We start from the raw sequence: 16,170 nt of genomic DNA, 5'->3' as shown, positions 1-16,170 counted from the left end.
TGTCAATTCCAACAATAAGTGTCATAATAAGGTCTTATTTTTTTGCCTACAGCATATTATTACCTAAATTAGATGTCATATATTACCAGTAATAGGTGTCATCTTCTTACAAATTACCAGAAATAGGTGTCATAATGTTCAAACATCAAACTCGTAAAATAAAACCGACAAGACGGAGTGTTTCAGGTGTCATTTCTTATAAGAAAAAGCCACTTGCTTACGAATCGACTTTAGAAAGAGACTTTATCATCTATCACGCTTTTCGGGATGATGTCAAAAACATTACCCCTCAGCCTATAAGAATACCCTTTAGTAAAAATGGAAGAACCTATCATTACACACCTGACTACTATGTGGAATTAGATGCCAAATCAGGTAAGTCATTTATTGCAGAGGTTAAACCAAAAAGTGAGTGGCAACTAAACTGGCGTGATTGGTCTGACAAATGGAAGGAAGCTATACGATATTGTAAGGAAAATGGTATTAGGTTCATCATATTCGATGAGGATAGGATTAGGCATGATGCTCTTGATAATATCAACTTTCTTAGAGCCTATGAAACCGTAAGCGTTAGTAAGCAAGAAGTTGAAGCAATACTCGCTGATATCAAGCAACGCGGTATTACTACTGTTGACTACATCTTAGCGAGATACTTCAAGTCGGCGCTTTATCGACCCGATGGGCAGGTATTGGTTTGGCACCTAATGGCAAATAAACAAATCGGGTTTGATGTTTGGGGTGACATTAAAGACCCGCAGATGGAGGTCTGGCATGTTGAATAACGAAGTAGTAACCAAAGCAATAGGGTTAAGAATGAGCACTCATTTCGATACTAGTAGTCAGTATAGCCGCAATCATATTCAAATGGTGCTTGGTGGTATTTATCGTAATAAAAGCGACGGTGATGAGTACCAGCTTATCGAGTACCTTGACGATCTAAATCAGGCAGTATTTAGAAACTTACAAACATTAAGTAATCAGGTTTTATCCATCCATGACTTTGATAATGTGACCGATAGTGCAAATAGCTCTTTTGTCATTGACCTTAATGACATTGGTGATGATGAGTGGCAAGAGGCTCAAAAGAAGTACCTAGCCATAACCCCACTCATTCTGGAAGATGACTGGTATGGTGAGGATCACTACCGAGGTGAGCAAGGCTATATAAGAAGAGCCGAGGAAGTAGGTGTTTCTACCCGTACTCTTAGACGGTGGGTTGATGCTTATCAATCAACAGGCTCAATTGGATCTTTAATTGACCAAAAAAGAGGGTGGAGAAAAGGGGCTAAACGTCTCAATGACGATATAGAAAATATCATCAGCGATGTCATTAATAATTTTTACCTTACTGTTCAAAGACCTAATGTACAAGCTGCTATCAGAGAGATCTTTAGGCGTTGTCACTTAGAGGGAATCGACAAACCTAGTAAAAATACCATCCGTAACCGTATCAGCGAGATTAAAGAGAAAGACTTGTTGCGGGGCCGTGGTCAAAGAAAGCGTGCAAAACAAAAATTCACCGCTAAAGCAGGTCAATTTCCTGATGCGAACTACCCTCTTAGTGTTATTCAGATCGACCATACACCAGTAGATTTAATACTGGTTGATGATAAGCACAGAAAGCCTATTGGTAGACCCTTCATTACAGTGGCTGTTGATGTTTATAGTCGCATGGTCACAGGCTATTACATCTCACTAGATGCGCCGTCTGTTACCTCAGTTAGCATGTGCATCTCACGAAGTATTTTACCAAAAGATGAGTTGTTGCTTGAGTTTGGATTATCCGATGTGAAATGGAATGTCTTTGGTGTACCAAAGAAAATTCATGTTGATAATGGATCAGATTTTAGGGCTCAAAGCCTGCAAAAGTCTTGCGCTTTTCATGGTATCAATCTTGAATTTAGACCAGTAGCTAGACCTGAGTACGGTGGTCATATTGAGCGATTGATTGGCACTATGATGAAGCGTGTGCATGAATTGCCCGGCACCACCTTCTCTAATATTAAAGAAAAGGACGAATACAACTCTGAAAAGCATGCCAGTTTGACCTTGCATGAGTTTGAAAGATGGTTCCTTACCTATGTCACGATGGATTATCACGAAAGCATACACTCAAGTATTGAGCGCAGCCCTAAAGAGCAATGGCGCATAGGTATATTTGGTGATGGCTTTGAGAGTGGTGTTGGGTTGCCGTCAATTCCATCAGACCCTCATACACTGGTGCTGGATTTTATGCCTAGTGTTGAGCGTACTATTCAAAGAAATGGCGCAACAATAGATGGCTTGCAGTATTACGATGCTTGTTTAAACAACTTCATTAATCATACTGATGATAATGGCAATAAGACCAAATTTATCTTTAGACAAGATCCAAGGGATATTACTAGAGTATGGTTTTATGACCCTGAGTTACTACAATACTTTCCTGTGCCACTAGCAAATCAAGTTCTGCCACCAATTAGCCTTTGGGAGTACAGGAGTATTTATAGGCAAGTTAAACAGGAGTCAGGAACCGTTAACGAGGCGCTGATATATCAAGCATTACAAGACATGCAAACCCTAGTTGACGAGTCTAAAAGTGCAACTAAAAAGATGCGTAGAAGTGAGCAGCGTAAAAAAGCTCATACTAAATCGCAGGTAATGTATGACAAGTTGAAATCAGATGAAGATAAAGAGGTAGATATATTAGATACCTTGCCAGAATCGACTAGGATTTTAAACAAAAAGGCGGTAGAGGCAAGCCTTGATGAGTCTGATAAGAATGAGAATGAGAATGAGAATGAGAATGAGAATGACGATGACGATGACCTATACTTTGAGGATATTGACTAATGAGCGAACCTTTATACACCCACATCCATGAGAAATTTAGGCATATCGCTCATCTACCCGATAAAGAGAGAGTTAACTTTATTCACTCTCCGAGGTGGGTAGGTTACCACACTGCTAATCAGGTTATTGATGTGATGCAGGGGCTCATGAACCATGTAAAGCAGCATCGTATGCCAAACCTACTCCTTATTGGGGATTCCAACAACGGCAAAACCACAATCATAAATCGTTTTTATGACAAGTTCGGAGAGAATTATACGGTTGATGAAACATTAGTCATTCCTATAATCAAGATACAAGCGCCGCCAACTGCCAGTGAAAAGGATCTGTATATCTCTATTATTGAGGCGTTTCAGCTACCCTACAGGCCAACCGATGCGGCCAATAAATTAAGATACCAAGTCGTCAATGCCTTTAGACACACCAATGTCAAAATGCTCATTATCGATGAGGTTCATTCAATGCTCACGGGTACTGCTAGACAGCAACGAGCCATCATGAATGTCATCAAATTCTTATGCAATGAGTTGCTAATGCCTATCGTGCTTTGTGGCACTAAAGACGCTATTCGTATTCTACACACAGACCCGCAACACGCTAGTCGCTTTGATGTGGCTGAACTGTCTCTATGGCGCAATGACAAAGAGTTTAAACGTCTGGTTGGTAGTTTTGAGAAGATTTTACCGCTTAAAAAGCCCTCTAAACTTATTGAGACTGAAAAAGTTAATCTGATATATAGCATTAGCACGGGCAACCTTGGCGATGTTAAACGCTTAATCAATGATTGTGCTATTAGCGCCATCGAATCAGGTGAAGAAGAAATCACTGTTGAAAATATTAGGGGTAAGTCATGCCTAAAACCTACCAAAGGGCTACGCAAAATTATTGGGTAAAACCACTGACTTTTGCAACACCTTTTCTATATGGCGAGAGCTTAACGTCTTGGCTGGTACGCGCCGCACTCGAGCATGGGAGTAGTCCTTTGAGCTTTACTTACTACTACTGGCCCCAGTATCGAATATGGACGTATGACGCTGATAAAGGCTTTAATCATTTTGACGAGCAAATAACTTCTGATATAGCGGTGCTAACAGGTCATAACGTCGATACTTTTGATGATCAGATATTAATAGACTTCTCTGAGGATACGTCTATTAAGTCGGATAATAAGACACCTTTGCTATGGACAAAGCCACTATCAAAAAGAAACCGATACTCAAGACTGGGCTACCCCTACTGTCCTGACTGTATGAGCGACGATAAAGAGGCTTACCTTAAATTGCAGTGGCGCTTTACGTGGTCTGTCTGCTGCACGAAGCACAAGACATTCTTACAGGTAGATTGCGCTCACTGTAATCAGCCTTACCAGCCCCAGATGTTAAGTCCAGAGCAGCGGTATATCAATCGCTGTCATTCTTGTTTGGGCAAGATGGACAAGGCAATTTTGGATATAACACCTAGCGAGGCGCTTAACGATTTCCAACAGCTTGCTGATCAGGCTTTTTTGAGTAAGCAAGGCGTAGTTTTAGGGCAAGTTGTCAGTATGGCTCAGTGGTTTGAGTACCTGCTATTTTTAATTAATTTAGTCAGGCGAGGTCTGCAAAACCCTAACTATATGTTTGGCAAGCTATTAACCGCACTAGAGCTTGATACTAGTGATTTATCGCTACCTAAAACAGCACTCAGGTTTGATTATTTACCGATAGAGGAACGCACTGCATTACTTGAATGCGCCTATCACCTATTGCAAATTGACGGTGATGAGTGGATCAAAGCTTGTACAGTTCTTAATATCACCCAAAACAGCTTCCAGTGGTCAAAATACACAGTTATCCCTAAAGCTTTCACTCAAGTTTATGATCAACTACCTCTGATGCCATCGCGTCGCCACAAAGCACAGTCAGAGAATACGCAGCCTACCTCACCTAAAGCGGTGATGGCGGCTTGGAATAGGCTTAAGCGCAAGATGCAGATGAGGGAGAGTTATGACAAGCACATTAAAAAAGACGCTTAATCGTTGCGACTCTTGTGCTAACAAGAACGTTAAGATAAAAAGACGCTATAAAGGCGATACCTATTGTGATAATTGTTATCGGATATGGTTCATCAAAAAGCCTTGTAGTCAGTGCGGTGAGATAAACCGTCTGCATAAAAAAGAGGACTTTGCCGTCTGTAGTAGTTGTCGTATGAATCAGCCGTGTACTCGTTGTGGCGGCGCAGCGGTTAAAGATGGTGCTAATACGGAATACGGGCGTGTGTGTCAGGTATGCTATCAGAACCATTTTAAGGCTAAAAAAGAGTGTTTCGAGTGTGGTAAGTTTAAAAGAAATATCAGTCGATATTCAAAGCTATCTCACGATCATGCAGTATGCATAAGATGCTATCAAGGTCATGTCATGCAAACCTGCCCCCTGTGTTATAGATACAGAGAGCTTGTCGATAGCGATAAAGGGCCGATGTGTCAAAAGTGTCATGACTTTGGTGAGATACCTTGTGAGAGTTGTCATAAACTTATGCCCGCTGGTATGGGTAAAAAGTGCAATGACTGTTACTGGTCACAAAGACTTAAGCATGAGGCGAAACTTAATAGCTACTTATTGTCCACAGCCCTAATGAGACAAGCTTATATCGACTTTACTGAGTGGTTTATGGTCAATAAAGGTAGCATGACTGCTACCCTTAAACATAATAACTTTATCGACTTCTTTGTTCGCTGCGATGAGCTATGGGGCAAGATACCCAGCTATGAGTCGCTGGTGAATGAGTTTAAGCCAAACGGACTACGTGAGCATCTAACGGTGCTACGGTGGCTGATAAAGACCAAGCAGGTTGTGGTAGATCTTAAAGTTAAAGCTCAGATTGCCGAAGAAGAGCGGATTATTAATCTGCTGGCTAAATTTGATGGCAAAGCGCCTTGCTGCATCAGTAAGTACCATCAACATTTAGAGCAAAAACTGCTGAATGGTAAAACCTCGTTTAAATCGATCAGGTTGGCCCTGCAGCCTGCGGTAGACCTATGTACTCAATATGTCATTGAGGCCTCAAATACGCCCAATCAGGAGCAAATAGAGGGGTATTTACTCGTTAAGCATGGTCAGTACAGCGCGCTATATGGTTTTGTGATGTTTTTGAATAGAGAGTATGGTTTGGATATGGTTTGTGCTAAGCCTTCTAAAGATGCTGTTTTAAAGGCAAATCGAGGTGAGATTGAACAACAATTAATGTTGCTCTATAACCAAACTAAGCCATTGTCGGACAAGGATCAGTTGATATGGTTGCAGCTTTGCATGGCTTATTTTCATAAGGTTAATATCAAGCTAAGCATTTTAAAAACATTGTCGGTTGAACAATGTGACGATGATGAAATGATCAAGTTAATCTTTGCTCATAAAGAGTATTGGTTGCCGAAAATATAAATGATACGTTAAGCTAAATATTGCAAAATCGATTGCATCGTCCTAGCTTCTAACAAGGGTCTTTAGGCGGAATACAATCATTTAGTAACACCTACTAGCCCAGATGGACAGTCGCAGCATGGATGGGAGTTTGAGATGATTAATCGCCTACAAATAGAAAAGCCCCTCTATATGAGGGGCTTTTCTATTTGTAGGCGAACTAGTTAAGCGGCTTGTTGCTGCTTATAAGTGGTCTTTTCAAAACTAACAGCTAAAAGTTCTCGCGTATTGTAACCTTTGTCGCTCATTTCTGTTAGTGCGTTCATAACAGCGCTACGTAGAGCTCCGTCCAATGCCGCTACAACTTTAGGGTCAGCTTTTTTAACGCTATTGAAGTTTTGCATGGTTAATTCCTTAGTTTTAGATTTGATTAAATTGTTTTGAACTCAAGCCATTGACGGCCTAGTAAGTTCATCTCAAAACCAATCTCTTTTAGAAGACTCTTATTTGAATCACTGTCAATTGCTTGGATGGTTTTTTGTGAAATATCATCACGAGCATAGATTTTAGTGACGCCATACTTAGTCGTTTGGTTGATTTGCAGCATGTTAGCTAGTACGCTTAAGAATATTTCATAATATTTTTTGTTGTACATCTCATCTTCTAAATTTGATACATGTGGTGCATGGTATATATCCATGATTTTACACATCGATGAGGAACCTAATTTAGAAAAAACAATATGTACAATGGCATCTGTTTCACCAGTGTCATTATTGACTACTGCCATGTACGTATCTTTATTGTGACGTTTAGTCAGAACACCATAGTTCTTCTGACTTATAATGATTTCGAAAAGAGAGCTGCTTAACTGAATTAAACTATCACTGTTTTTTTCTAACTCTTCTATCCAAGCTGATTGAACTGCACTTATTTTATGTGCATTTAATTCCTGTAGATCGTAAGACTGCATTATAAATTCCATGGTTCACGACTATAGTATAACTGATAGAATTTATTACAATGTAATGAATTCTAATCTTAAACACTATAATTCATATAATATTAACTTGCGTAATTAATAGTTAAACATTTTTTTTATTAAATAATTCAGGGTAGCTAGAATAGCATGCTAATGTCAGGTTTTGTGAAATGCTCTATACATAGATGAATTTAGGTCATTGGAAGTATCATATTTTTGATCTTTAGGCCTTTAGGCTTTCTACCATAAGAGAATTTAAACCTATTTGATGTAATAAATGTAGCATATACTAACTTCTCGTTTAGACACATTTGACGTTTTGGTATTAATACCGCTACATCACTATTGGGTAAAAAACTTTCTACAGATACATACGCATAGGTATGACTTCCTGCTCCATTCGTTGATATATAAAGCGTCTCTTCAGGATATATCTTATCTTTAGGTACAAGGTTCTTGTCAACAAACCCGCCATAACTAGAAGATTGCCATTTAGAGGGTCTAATGTACGGAATTAAATCTGAGGTGGAGCGCGTTGGCTGTACAACTACGTTATTTGAGCTTACGCCGTTATAAACTTTAAAGAGGTTGGTTAAGGTGTTTTCAGTATCAAGCGCAATCAATCTAGCTCCTAGCTTTGAGGATTGATCAATGTTTTCCAAAATACCATCATTATCTTTAAAAGAGATTGAGTTGATGTACGGCGGCATACTATAGATATCAGGTATTAACAAGTCGGACAGCGTTCTATTCGCCTGCCTACCGTAAGAAAACTTAAACTTATTTGCGGTAAGTGCTGTACAGTAAAACAGAAGTTGTTTAATGGTCATTGGAGATTTAGGCAAAAGATAAAACAAATCCCTTCCTGAATAATACTCAGAATCATGAGCAAAACTACACATAACAGAACCACCACCTGCAACAGATATCGTCATTCTTGGGTTTGGATCAATCTCACTCACTCTCTTTACAAAAGCGGTCACTCCGTTGTTTCTGCTGCTACGGCCAACATATCTTATTGCGTCAGGGTGACTTCTATCAACCTGATCAAGCTTATTAAGATCTAAATTCACCCCATACTTAACATCGAAAAGATCACTTACTTTTACAAGGTTCATAAGTTATTTTCCAGTTTAAATGCATAGTACTGTCTAACCGTTTTTTCAAAGTCAGATTCAGATAGTAACGTGTAATCTGTTTTTAAAAATGCTTCTGCAAGCCATTCATCTTCGGCGCAAACTACCTTATTGATACTAAACTGCGGGATATCTTCTCTGTTTATAAACGCTGACAACCAGTACTCTTGGAGTCCGTTCTCGCCATACCATTCGTTGTTAATGTCGGTTCTACCAAAATTACTGGTTTTAACAAAACCATCGTTGCGCCAATAACCAAACCATGTTGTTTTTCGAGGTGGATGTGGTCTGTGCGCAGTAATAACAATGCCGACGGTAACAACTGAGGTTTTGCTATTAGAAAAAAGATCTTCTGGTAATGAGACAACTGCCTCTAATGTATGATTCTCCAAAAGCTTTTTTTTGTTTTGGTAACTAATACCTTTATCAACGGTAACGATGTTCGTTGGAACTAAAGCGATCACCGTACCTCCCTTTGTAACCGCATCTAAACAAGAGAAAATAAAGTCAAACTCTTCAACGTCATCTTTATCAGACTTAAAAGGTGGGTTTAATAAACCTACATCGATAATATTGTGATTAGGTGTGATCTTTTTAAGCTCATCTGGAACCACATCAAAGGAGCTTCCCCATCTGATATTACTTCTCCCGTCAGAGTGTACTATCATATTAGAAGCGAGTAGTGAATATATGTCCTCGTCATACTCAATGCCGTAAATCTGATCTTCTCTTATCTTGTCTATTTTCTGCTGATTATCGCCAGCGTCCTCTACCATTTCACCCATTGCAGCTATTAAAAAACCCCCTGTTCCTGCCGCGTTATCAAGGACAATAGTGTCTTGATTTACACCAGCCATTTTAACGAATAATTTTGCTATATGAATAGGTGTTAATACAATACCTAAACCTTTATCGGTATTAGCGTATCTTAAGAATTCGATATAAAACTGACTCAAAGTATCTACATACTTATATTTTTCTAAGAAATAATATACATTGTCTCTAATTGAGGTAATAGTTTCTATTAAAGCCCAAAGGCCCTGTCTAATCTTAACTGTTTCTTTTTTTGTCTTACCAGCACCAGCGTCAACTAATTTCTCAATAGTAATCTCTTTTTCTTCAGTAAAGGACTTACTGGTTTTCAAAAAACTAAATGAGCTAAGCACTGTATCGCTATTTCTGTCCTTTTTCTTATCTATTCTCAACTGGCTTGATATAGAGATGATAAGAGTGCTTATTAAAGCGCTCGACGATGCGTGAGTATGAAATGATATTCTGAATGATTCGTCTTGTAAGGCAATCAGAACACCGCTAATAAGCAGTGCCCGTTTAGACTCCTTGATTTTTAACTTATGTAGATCTGAATTTAATCTTTTTGCATAGGAGAGCAGGGTTTCGTAATCTCTATTAAAAGAGATGTCCGATTTCAATACTACATCCACATAATTCTCATAAGTTAGAAGCTCCGATGATTTTATTTCGCTATACTGATCTGTTCCTCTCAACTGCATGTAAGAACTTATTTTATAGTTATCAGTGTTTCCACTTAAAGCGATAGCAATAACATCAAATTCTTTAGAGACAAAAGAGGAGTACCACAAAACACCGTCCACAGCGTAATTAACAGGCATATCTCCATTTCTGCTCTCATGAAATTCTGGATCTGCCTTGCATTCAATTAAAAAAACGAGATTAGCGTGTTTTTGTGAGCGAATTATAAAATCTGGAATGCCGTTTTTATTACCTTTTTTGCTAGCATGTTCGAGTTGTTTCTTTAGAAGCTTATTTTTAGTTTTGTCTCTAAACTCAACAATCACTTCATCGTTATTGGTGTAGCCCTTAGACTCAATCAAATCTTTAAATAACCAGTCAGCTTGTACCTCTGAATCATTAAAACCCATATTCAACCCTATTTATTCAAGATAACAAAATAAGTTATTTTATAAGCCGTATGGTGTTATATGTATGCAGACGCACCAAAGACACTAAACCTAAAATAAGATCCAGTATAGTCAATCTGGTGTAGATTTACTACAATCTAACAGAAAAGCAGTCTATTTTTTAACTTACAATTGAGCGTGATTTAACTTCTTATTATCTGCAACTAACTGTCAGGTTGCTAGTAGTGAAAAACCCTCTACCGTAACGCTTCACATGCGATACCGTCCTTGTCGCGGTCTAAACGCTTATATCCTGCTTTCTTTGCGTTGAAATAAGCCTGAGCTTCTGCTTGGCTTCCAAAATCAGCACATACCACACCTCCCGCACTTGCGGGGATAGCAGTAAGTAACATGATAGATGAGACAGCAAAAACAATAATATTTTTCATAACTCAGTCCTTTAAGATTAACGGGTTTTTAAATTTCACCCTTACTGTCAAACCAGATCAAAGGCGTATACTCCAAACAACTACCTAATAATGGCTTTTACTTTAGACGCCATTATCAAGCCTCTCTTGATACTCATCACATACTCTCAAACCTGCTTTAATAGCCTCACCAAGGTCAGCACCCTCCTTGACACTGTAGGGCACGTTTGGGCTCATATTGGCTTGATTTAGAGCATCTACGGCTGATTTATTGAGCGGTGTTCCAATATACGATTCATCAGTAAAACCTTTGGGAGCAAAATATACTTCACGCCCAAATTCTGGGTGAGAGGTACATGAAATCTCACCATAGGGCACAGTGAATGGATAAGGTGTTGCGTACTCAGTAGGCCACAATGCTTCGTTTACACCGATGTAACCTGCACCGTAGTATTCATCGTATTCTGGTGTTGTAGGGGCACAAGCTGTTATCAACAATAAAGTCAAACTTGCTGTTAATTTAATCATCCGAAGCATCCTTTTTCAGATTATCTATAGCTGTCCTAACCCAATTAACATCCTCACCGTTGGTGTGTTTAAAGTATTTAATGATGCCATATTTAGATATTGCGCTTACATCAGGCAGACGACCATTACCCCTAAATAACTGACCTAAAAATTGTCTTATAACTTTTTCTGTAAAAGCATCTTGATCTATTACTTTTATAACAACACCGCTAGTTTGGATGCCCTCTTTCTTACAATCAAATAGATAAAAAAGTCCAAGGTTGGTGATCAGGCGCATGGCAAATATCATCTCCACTTTAGATTTATGCTGTTTATTGTGCATGGCGCGCACTGTCTCACCAATAAATACCTTATCTTCATAAAGATTCACGCAGTCTATGACTACAGGAACATAACCTAAAGTGGACTTAAGATTTTGAGCGTAGCGTAATAGGCGCTCAAAGTTATTCTCTAGTGAGTGAATTGCACCACTATCCACTAAAGCTTTAAACCTACCAATGTCGCCATTAGCATTGCCGTCCTCCCCATCAGCGTAAGCGTCAGGCTCGTTTTGGGGCAACCATGTAACCTTTAAGTTACAGCTAGCTATAGCCTCGTCCAAAGTTAAATTTGCGCTTTCTACAAGCTTCCTTATCTTACCTATTAGCTCTATTCTATGGCTGACTACAGCAGTGGTTATATTGTTAGCATCTCTTTCGGCTTCTAGTATTATCTCATCAGACTCAATGGTGTTATAGATCGGTCTAATTCTTGATGTTTGAGGTGTGGTGCCATCGCCGTATGTAGCAGAATTAGGCTTGTCTATCCTATACTCTATGGCATCTCCCATTGGCATAGACATGCCTAAAATTTCGGTACAAAGCACGGTCTGATCATCAATCTTCAAACCTACTATTTTGAGTTGAATGCCTTGCTTGTGATAAGGTTCGGCCTTTAGGGAATGGTACTGCTTGTCATTATTAAGCATTCTCCTATTAAGCCCCCAAACCACTCCTTTAGTATGAGCGTCTGTTTTTAAGTAGTATAAAAATACAGCGTCGGCAATTACGCATCGATCAGGTATGGTGATCAGATCACCGCAATTATCATTTATGTTCAACCTCTCTTCGACTTCCTGCTTATGCCAACTAATCAGAACTTTATTAATCTCTTTTGATACCCCATAGTGCGCAACAAAGAACAACACTGATGGGATGATTATTTTAACGGTATCTGTCTGTACGACGAGGTTGGAATTAGAGTCTGTTTTGATGTCATCAACTGGATAGCTATCAGGCTTAAGGATATATTCATCCTTGTCCTTTGAGATACCAAAATGGTTGGTATATATGACGTTTGGGCGTTCTCTTTGCTTATCATCATAAGCATCTAACGTGGTATATAATGTTTCAAATTCATACTTTTCTTCGCACTTCCCTTCTACCCAAATAGATCCTATGGGCAACTTCAAAATTGATTTAATTGATACTCCGACTACAACTTGTTTATTGGTAGTAGAGTTTAAAAAGTACACTTGAACCGTTTTGCGTCTGCGATGATAGTATATTTTTCCATACCACAGTACGATGTACTCAGTCTTTGGGTTATAGTAACTTCCTAGACATATCTCAAAGTATCTTTCAATATCTACCATACCCATGTATTTAACTTTTTTGCCATTAGCCTTAAATAATGTATTAAACATAATCCACCCCCAGCCTGCTTGATCTAGGCAGCGTGCTAGCTATTTTTTTGTGGGATATGTTAACAGAGAATCTAAGGCTGAAGATAGATTTTTGACATCTATTCTTGGAATTTGACATTAATTGTTGGAATTGACAAAAGCACTGGCATAAGTGAGCGCTTTACTGATATCAAAAGCCGCTGTCTGCCATTGATCAGGTAAGTGATTAACAAGCGGATAACGCTGCAAGTTCGCCACAACAGCAATCACTGCCAATAGCCCCATGCTCAGCTCAGGCAGCTGATAGAAATTGAGCAGATACACTATACCGCCCAGCGCCGCCATGCTACTTAGTAATCGATAGACAAAATTAGGCATGATTAAAGTCATGGTTATTTGTAGCAAAATAAATAACCAAATTTTAGACAGGTCTGACAGTGCGCTACTAAATAAGGCAAATAATAAATACAACTGACCTGCGCCACTAATCGCAAAAGCCAAGCTACTCCAAAAGGTATTGTGTCGCGTTTTACTATGCGTGAAGACGACAAAAGCGACCGCACTTAACGCAATACCAATAATTAACTGCAATCCTACGTGCTCAAAAATGCCGATTTGAGTCAGCAGTAGCGTTAAAAATCCTACTAAAAATACACTAGATACCACGCCACTAAAACCAAAAAACAAATGAATAAACCACGGTGTATTATCAGGCTGATTGTCAGTGTTAGTAGTATCAATTTTGGCAGTACCAGTTTTACCAGTGGTGCTATCATTTGCTGTTGGTGCTAGAAGCCCAAGCTGTTGCAACTTCGCACGCGCTTGATGTGGGTCATGGTTATTCATAATCACCTCGCGCTATCAACTGAGCCTCATTATCCTTGTTGGCAAGACCGCGCAACCAAAGCACCGCAATTGAACTGGTTGCAATCAGTAGCACGGCTAACATTAAGTAAGAAAATGCATTATCGCCTTGCAATAGCCATTCTCCTGCCCAAAACATCATCACCGCAATCACAGAGCCACATAAATAAGTGAGCATGAGCACATCTAACTGGTGTTTATAAAAGCGCCACAACATAAACCCGCACCAGCTTGCCCATAATAATAAGCTGCCGATAGTGATTGGCGCAGTGATAGTGTTTACATCGGCATTGATAAAGATATAAGTAATGGCAAGGTAGGTAATCAAATACGTGCTGAGCAGCCCAACGACATACGTGCTCCAATGCAACTTTGTTTTAGAGGTATATGGCGCAGTTTTTGGCGTGCTATTAGAGGGGCTGTCAATAGTTGCTAGCCATAGATTTAACGCGATAAAGTTAATAAGGGCAAGAACGGCAATTTGGATACTGTCTTGATAGAAATAGTTGTCAGCGATAAAAGTCGGTGCATTCAGATACAGAAAAATATCTAGGTAAGAAACAATAAAAGCATTCACCAGTCCCAGCCATAATAGCCAAAGCGCGGGCAAGCGCGCAATAATGACCCATGGAGTAATCAGCAACGCCCAAGCAAAAAATAGCTGCCACGTATCTGCGCCAGTCTGATATACCTGCCCAAATAGCGCCAATAAGCTGCCGGTAATAATACTGGCAACCAGAAGTAATAATTGCTGGATAAGTTTGAACTTTTGGACAAATACAAGATAAGCATAGGCAATGATGGTGATGACCAATGCGCCTTCAACTAAGGCGAACTTGCCCATCTTTCCCATATGCAGCCAGTTATAGGCGATAAAGAATACCAGTGACAGTACCAGCGCGACCACGCCAACAATAAGTGCGGCAGTATCAAAGAATACTCGCCATGAACGATTTGAGGGATAAACTTCTAGCGCGAGTGCAGCGCTTTCAGCGTACTCTATAGGGAGTTGCCCTTGCTGAATTAGACTTTCAATGGTACGCCGAGATTTGCTCATCGCGCCCTCTCATTAACCATTATTTATTAAGTGTCGATGATGACTTATCTTAGCTGTTTTTATTGGGCATGGCTGTATCAAGGGTGTATTAAAGTAATTAATGCTGGTCAATATCAATAAAACTCAATGCGACTTAATACATGCTCTTGCACAAAGTAGGCACACACGTATGCGCTTGGCCAAGCAAATACAAACGCTAGTCCCCATGAGTGAATGAGCGTCATCAAGAATCCCTCATGAATCCCCGTTTTTACGATGATTAAAGCCGCAGAGATAATGAGTGACATCATCATTGCCATCAGTCCAGTGAATATCAGGCGATAATAGCGTTGGCGGGTGCGAATTTTAAAAGTTCGGGTGTCAGTCATGGTTTACTCAGTGCAACATTATGATAATTAGTATTATAGTAACTAGCATTATAGTAATTAGGATTATGGTTAATCATCATATCGCGTGTTCAGCCATTGGTAAAATGGTTATTATCACGGCTAAGGTCACAAGATAACGATAAATATAAAAGCTAAAAGGAAATCACATGCCAGCACAGCAACCAGCATCACATAAGACGTTAGGCATCATCGGCGGTATGAGCTGGGAGAGTACCCAAAGCTATTATCGGCTGATTAACCAAGGTATCAAAGAGAGATTGGGTGGACTACATTCAGCGGAGTTATTGATTCATAGTATTGATTTGGAACCTATTGCTACCTTGCAAGCCCAAGGCGAATGGGAAGAGTTGGGCGATATTATGGCAAGTAGCGGCAAACGCTTGCAAGCGGGCGGGGCAGATGGAATTTTAATCGCTACTAACACCATGCATAAAGTCGCAGAACAGGTACAAGCTGCCACGAATTTACCGCTGATTCATATTGCTGATGTGGCTGCACAAGCCATTAATAAGCAAGGTCTAAAAAAAGTTGCCTTACTGGGTACGCAATTCACCATGACTGAGGACTTTTATAAACAGCGTTTGATTGATGCGGGCTTGCAAGTGCTAATACCGGATACTGAAGCACGAAAAGAAGTGCATCGTATTATTTATGAGGAGTTGTGCCAAGGACAATTGCTGGATAGTTCTCGCCAATATTATCAGCAAGTGATTAAGGAGTTAGCGGCACAAGGAAGCGAGGGCGTGATATTAGGCTGTACCGAAATTGGACTATTAATTAGCCAAGCAGACAGCCCAATTCCGGTCTTTGATACCACGGCTATTCACGCGGCAGCAGCGGTAGAATTTTTATTAGGTAGTACAGAATTTAGCTCAAAGTAAAACTAAGCAAATAAAGCTAGGCAAATAAAACTAGGTTCGTTACTTGTGATAGTAGGCGAGTATTCTGAACTATTTACTCGCCACACTGATGAGCGAAAGCTGCCTTATTAACTCTGTACTAAGCGTACATATAAA

16 protein-coding genes are annotated in these 16,170 nt (G+C 39.6%); 6 read left to right on the top strand and 10 right to left on the bottom strand.

All coding sequences use genetic code 11. The features are described from left to right. Positions 1-134 precede the first annotated feature (134 nt). The 5 genes from AAEY78_RS11055 (at position 135) to AAEY78_RS11035 (ending at position 6,248) form a co-directional block, all read left to right on the top strand. Complete coding sequence (locus AAEY78_RS11055) at positions 135-782, top strand: TnsA endonuclease N-terminal domain-containing protein (RefSeq protein WP_352339397.1); 648 nt, start codon at positions 135-137, stop codon at positions 780-782. Next, entirely contained in the window at positions 772-2,832 is a 2,061-nt protein-coding gene (locus tag AAEY78_RS11050) for a TnsB C-terminal domain-containing protein (RefSeq protein WP_352339396.1), read from the top strand. The genes AAEY78_RS11055 and AAEY78_RS11050 overlap by 11 nt, the downstream gene beginning before the upstream one ends. After that, positions 2,832-3,725, top strand: a complete 894-nt coding sequence (locus tag AAEY78_RS11045) for a TniB family NTP-binding protein (protein WP_352339395.1) — start codon at positions 2,832-2,834, stop codon at positions 3,723-3,725. The genes AAEY78_RS11050 and AAEY78_RS11045 overlap by 1 nt, the downstream gene beginning before the upstream one ends. Next, complete coding sequence (locus tag AAEY78_RS11040) at positions 3,683-4,846, top strand: TniQ family protein (protein ID WP_352339394.1); 1,164 nt, start codon at positions 3,683-3,685, stop codon at positions 4,844-4,846. Before AAEY78_RS11045 ends, AAEY78_RS11040 begins: the two co-directional genes overlap by 43 nt. Positions 4,847-5,228: 382 nt before the next feature. Continuing rightward, positions 5,229-6,248, top strand: coding sequence for a hypothetical protein (locus tag AAEY78_RS11035; RefSeq protein ID WP_352339393.1), 1,020 nt, complete (start codon positions 5,229-5,231; stop codon positions 6,246-6,248). Positions 6,249-6,451: 203 nt separating this feature from the next. Here the strand turns inward: AAEY78_RS11035 and AAEY78_RS11030 are convergent, their stop codons facing one another. The 10 genes from AAEY78_RS11030 to AAEY78_RS10985 form a co-directional block, all read right to left on the bottom strand. Beyond that, positions 6,452-6,631 (bottom strand): hypothetical protein, encoded by a 180-nt coding sequence (locus tag AAEY78_RS11030; RefSeq protein ID WP_352339392.1) that lies wholly within the window; start codon positions 6,629-6,631, stop codon positions 6,452-6,454. Positions 6,632-6,657: 26 nt separating this feature from the next. After that, entirely contained in the window at positions 6,658-7,200 is a 543-nt protein-coding gene (locus tag AAEY78_RS11025) for a hypothetical protein (protein ID WP_352339391.1), read from the bottom strand. Between the two features lie 200 nt (positions 7,201-7,400). After that, positions 7,401-8,327 carry a hypothetical protein gene (locus AAEY78_RS11020; RefSeq protein ID WP_352339390.1) on the bottom strand — a complete coding sequence of 309 codons (927 nt, stop codon included), beginning with the start codon at positions 8,325-8,327 and terminating at the stop codon, positions 7,401-7,403. Beyond that, positions 8,324-10,246, bottom strand: a complete 1,923-nt coding sequence (locus AAEY78_RS11015; protein ID WP_352339389.1) for an HsdM family class I SAM-dependent methyltransferase — start codon at positions 10,244-10,246, stop codon at positions 8,324-8,326. The genes AAEY78_RS11020 and AAEY78_RS11015 overlap by 4 nt, the downstream gene beginning before the upstream one ends. A 236-nt stretch (positions 10,247-10,482) precedes the next feature. Further along, a complete protein-coding gene (locus AAEY78_RS11010) occupies positions 10,483-10,674 on the bottom strand; it encodes an excalibur calcium-binding domain-containing protein (RefSeq protein WP_352339388.1) in 192 nt (63 codons plus the stop codon). Between the two features lie 102 nt (positions 10,675-10,776). Beyond that, on the bottom strand, positions 10,777-11,181 hold the full coding sequence (locus tag AAEY78_RS11005; protein WP_352339387.1) for a hypothetical protein: 405 nt from the start codon (positions 11,179-11,181) through the stop codon (positions 10,777-10,779). Continuing rightward, positions 11,174-12,865, bottom strand: coding sequence for a hypothetical protein (locus AAEY78_RS11000; protein WP_352339386.1), 1,692 nt, complete (start codon positions 12,863-12,865; stop codon positions 11,174-11,176). Before AAEY78_RS11000 ends, AAEY78_RS11005 begins: the two co-directional genes overlap by 8 nt. A gap of 117 nt (positions 12,866-12,982) precedes the next feature. Next, complete coding sequence (locus tag AAEY78_RS10995; RefSeq protein ID WP_352339385.1) at positions 12,983-13,690, bottom strand: DUF4401 domain-containing protein; 708 nt, start codon at positions 13,688-13,690, stop codon at positions 12,983-12,985. Beyond that, entirely contained in the window at positions 13,683-14,765 is a 1,083-nt protein-coding gene (locus AAEY78_RS10990) for a DUF2157 domain-containing protein (RefSeq protein ID WP_352339384.1), read from the bottom strand. The genes AAEY78_RS10995 and AAEY78_RS10990 overlap by 8 nt, the downstream gene beginning before the upstream one ends. Before the next feature lie 113 nt (positions 14,766-14,878). Further along, the gene (locus tag AAEY78_RS10985) at positions 14,879-15,133 is read right to left on the bottom strand and encodes a DUF2798 domain-containing protein (protein WP_352339383.1); all 255 of its coding nucleotides are present in this window, start codon (positions 15,131-15,133) and stop codon (positions 14,879-14,881) included. Between the two features lie 167 nt (positions 15,134-15,300). Between AAEY78_RS10985 and AAEY78_RS10980 the strand changes: the two genes are divergently transcribed. Continuing rightward, on the top strand, positions 15,301-16,035 hold the full coding sequence (locus AAEY78_RS10980) for an aspartate/glutamate racemase family protein (RefSeq protein ID WP_352339382.1): 735 nt from the start codon (positions 15,301-15,303) through the stop codon (positions 16,033-16,035). Positions 16,036-16,170: the final 135 nt, after the last annotated feature.

The organism is Psychrobacter sp. 16-MNA-CIBAN-0192 (genome assembly GCF_040309565.1).
Taxonomy (GTDB): domain Bacteria; phylum Pseudomonadota; class Gammaproteobacteria; order Pseudomonadales; family Moraxellaceae; genus Psychrobacter.
Note: the sequence above shows the minus strand (reverse complement) of the source record. Positions and strands in the feature narration are given on the sequence as shown.

Bases quoted from the DNA above. Each gene is read 5' to 3' on its own strand.
- AAEY78_RS10990 (WP_352339384.1), bottom strand. From the start codon at position 14,765: ATGAGCAAATCTCGGCGTACCATTGAAAGTCTAATTCAGCAAGGGCAA.
- AAEY78_RS11045 (WP_352339395.1), top strand. From the start codon at position 2,832: ATGAGCGAACCTTTATACACCCACATCCATGAGAAATTTAGGCATATC.
- AAEY78_RS10995 (WP_352339385.1), bottom strand. From the start codon at position 13,690: ATGAATAACCATGACCCACATCAAGCGCGTGCGAAGTTGCAACAGCTT.
- AAEY78_RS11030 (WP_352339392.1), bottom strand. From the start codon at position 6,631: ATGCAAAACTTCAATAGCGTTAAAAAAGCTGACCCTAAAGTTGTAGCG.
- AAEY78_RS11050 (WP_352339396.1), top strand. From the start codon at position 772: ATGTTGAATAACGAAGTAGTAACCAAAGCAATAGGGTTAAGAATGAGC.
- AAEY78_RS11040 (WP_352339394.1), top strand. From the start codon at position 3,683: ATGCCTAAAACCTACCAAAGGGCTACGCAAAATTATTGGGTAAAACCA.
- AAEY78_RS11025 (WP_352339391.1), bottom strand. From the start codon at position 7,200: ATGCAGTCTTACGATCTACAGGAATTAAATGCACATAAAATAAGTGCA.
- AAEY78_RS11005 (WP_352339387.1), bottom strand. From the start codon at position 11,181: ATGATTAAATTAACAGCAAGTTTGACTTTATTGTTGATAACAGCTTGT.
- AAEY78_RS11055 (WP_352339397.1), top strand. From the start codon at position 135: ATGTTCAAACATCAAACTCGTAAAATAAAACCGACAAGACGGAGTGTT.
- AAEY78_RS11035 (WP_352339393.1), top strand. From the start codon at position 5,229: ATGCAAACCTGCCCCCTGTGTTATAGATACAGAGAGCTTGTCGATAGC.
- AAEY78_RS11000 (WP_352339386.1), bottom strand. From the start codon at position 12,865: ATGTTTAATACATTATTTAAGGCTAATGGCAAAAAAGTTAAATACATG.
- AAEY78_RS11020 (WP_352339390.1), bottom strand. From the start codon at position 8,327: ATGAACCTTGTAAAAGTAAGTGATCTTTTCGATGTTAAGTATGGGGTG.
- AAEY78_RS11015 (WP_352339389.1), bottom strand. From the start codon at position 10,246: ATGGGTTTTAATGATTCAGAGGTACAAGCTGACTGGTTATTTAAAGAT.
- AAEY78_RS10985 (WP_352339383.1), bottom strand. From the start codon at position 15,133: ATGACTGACACCCGAACTTTTAAAATTCGCACCCGCCAACGCTATTAT.
- AAEY78_RS10980 (WP_352339382.1), top strand. From the start codon at position 15,301: ATGCCAGCACAGCAACCAGCATCACATAAGACGTTAGGCATCATCGGC.
- AAEY78_RS11010 (WP_352339388.1), bottom strand. From the start codon at position 10,674: ATGAAAAATATTATTGTTTTTGCTGTCTCATCTATCATGTTACTTACT.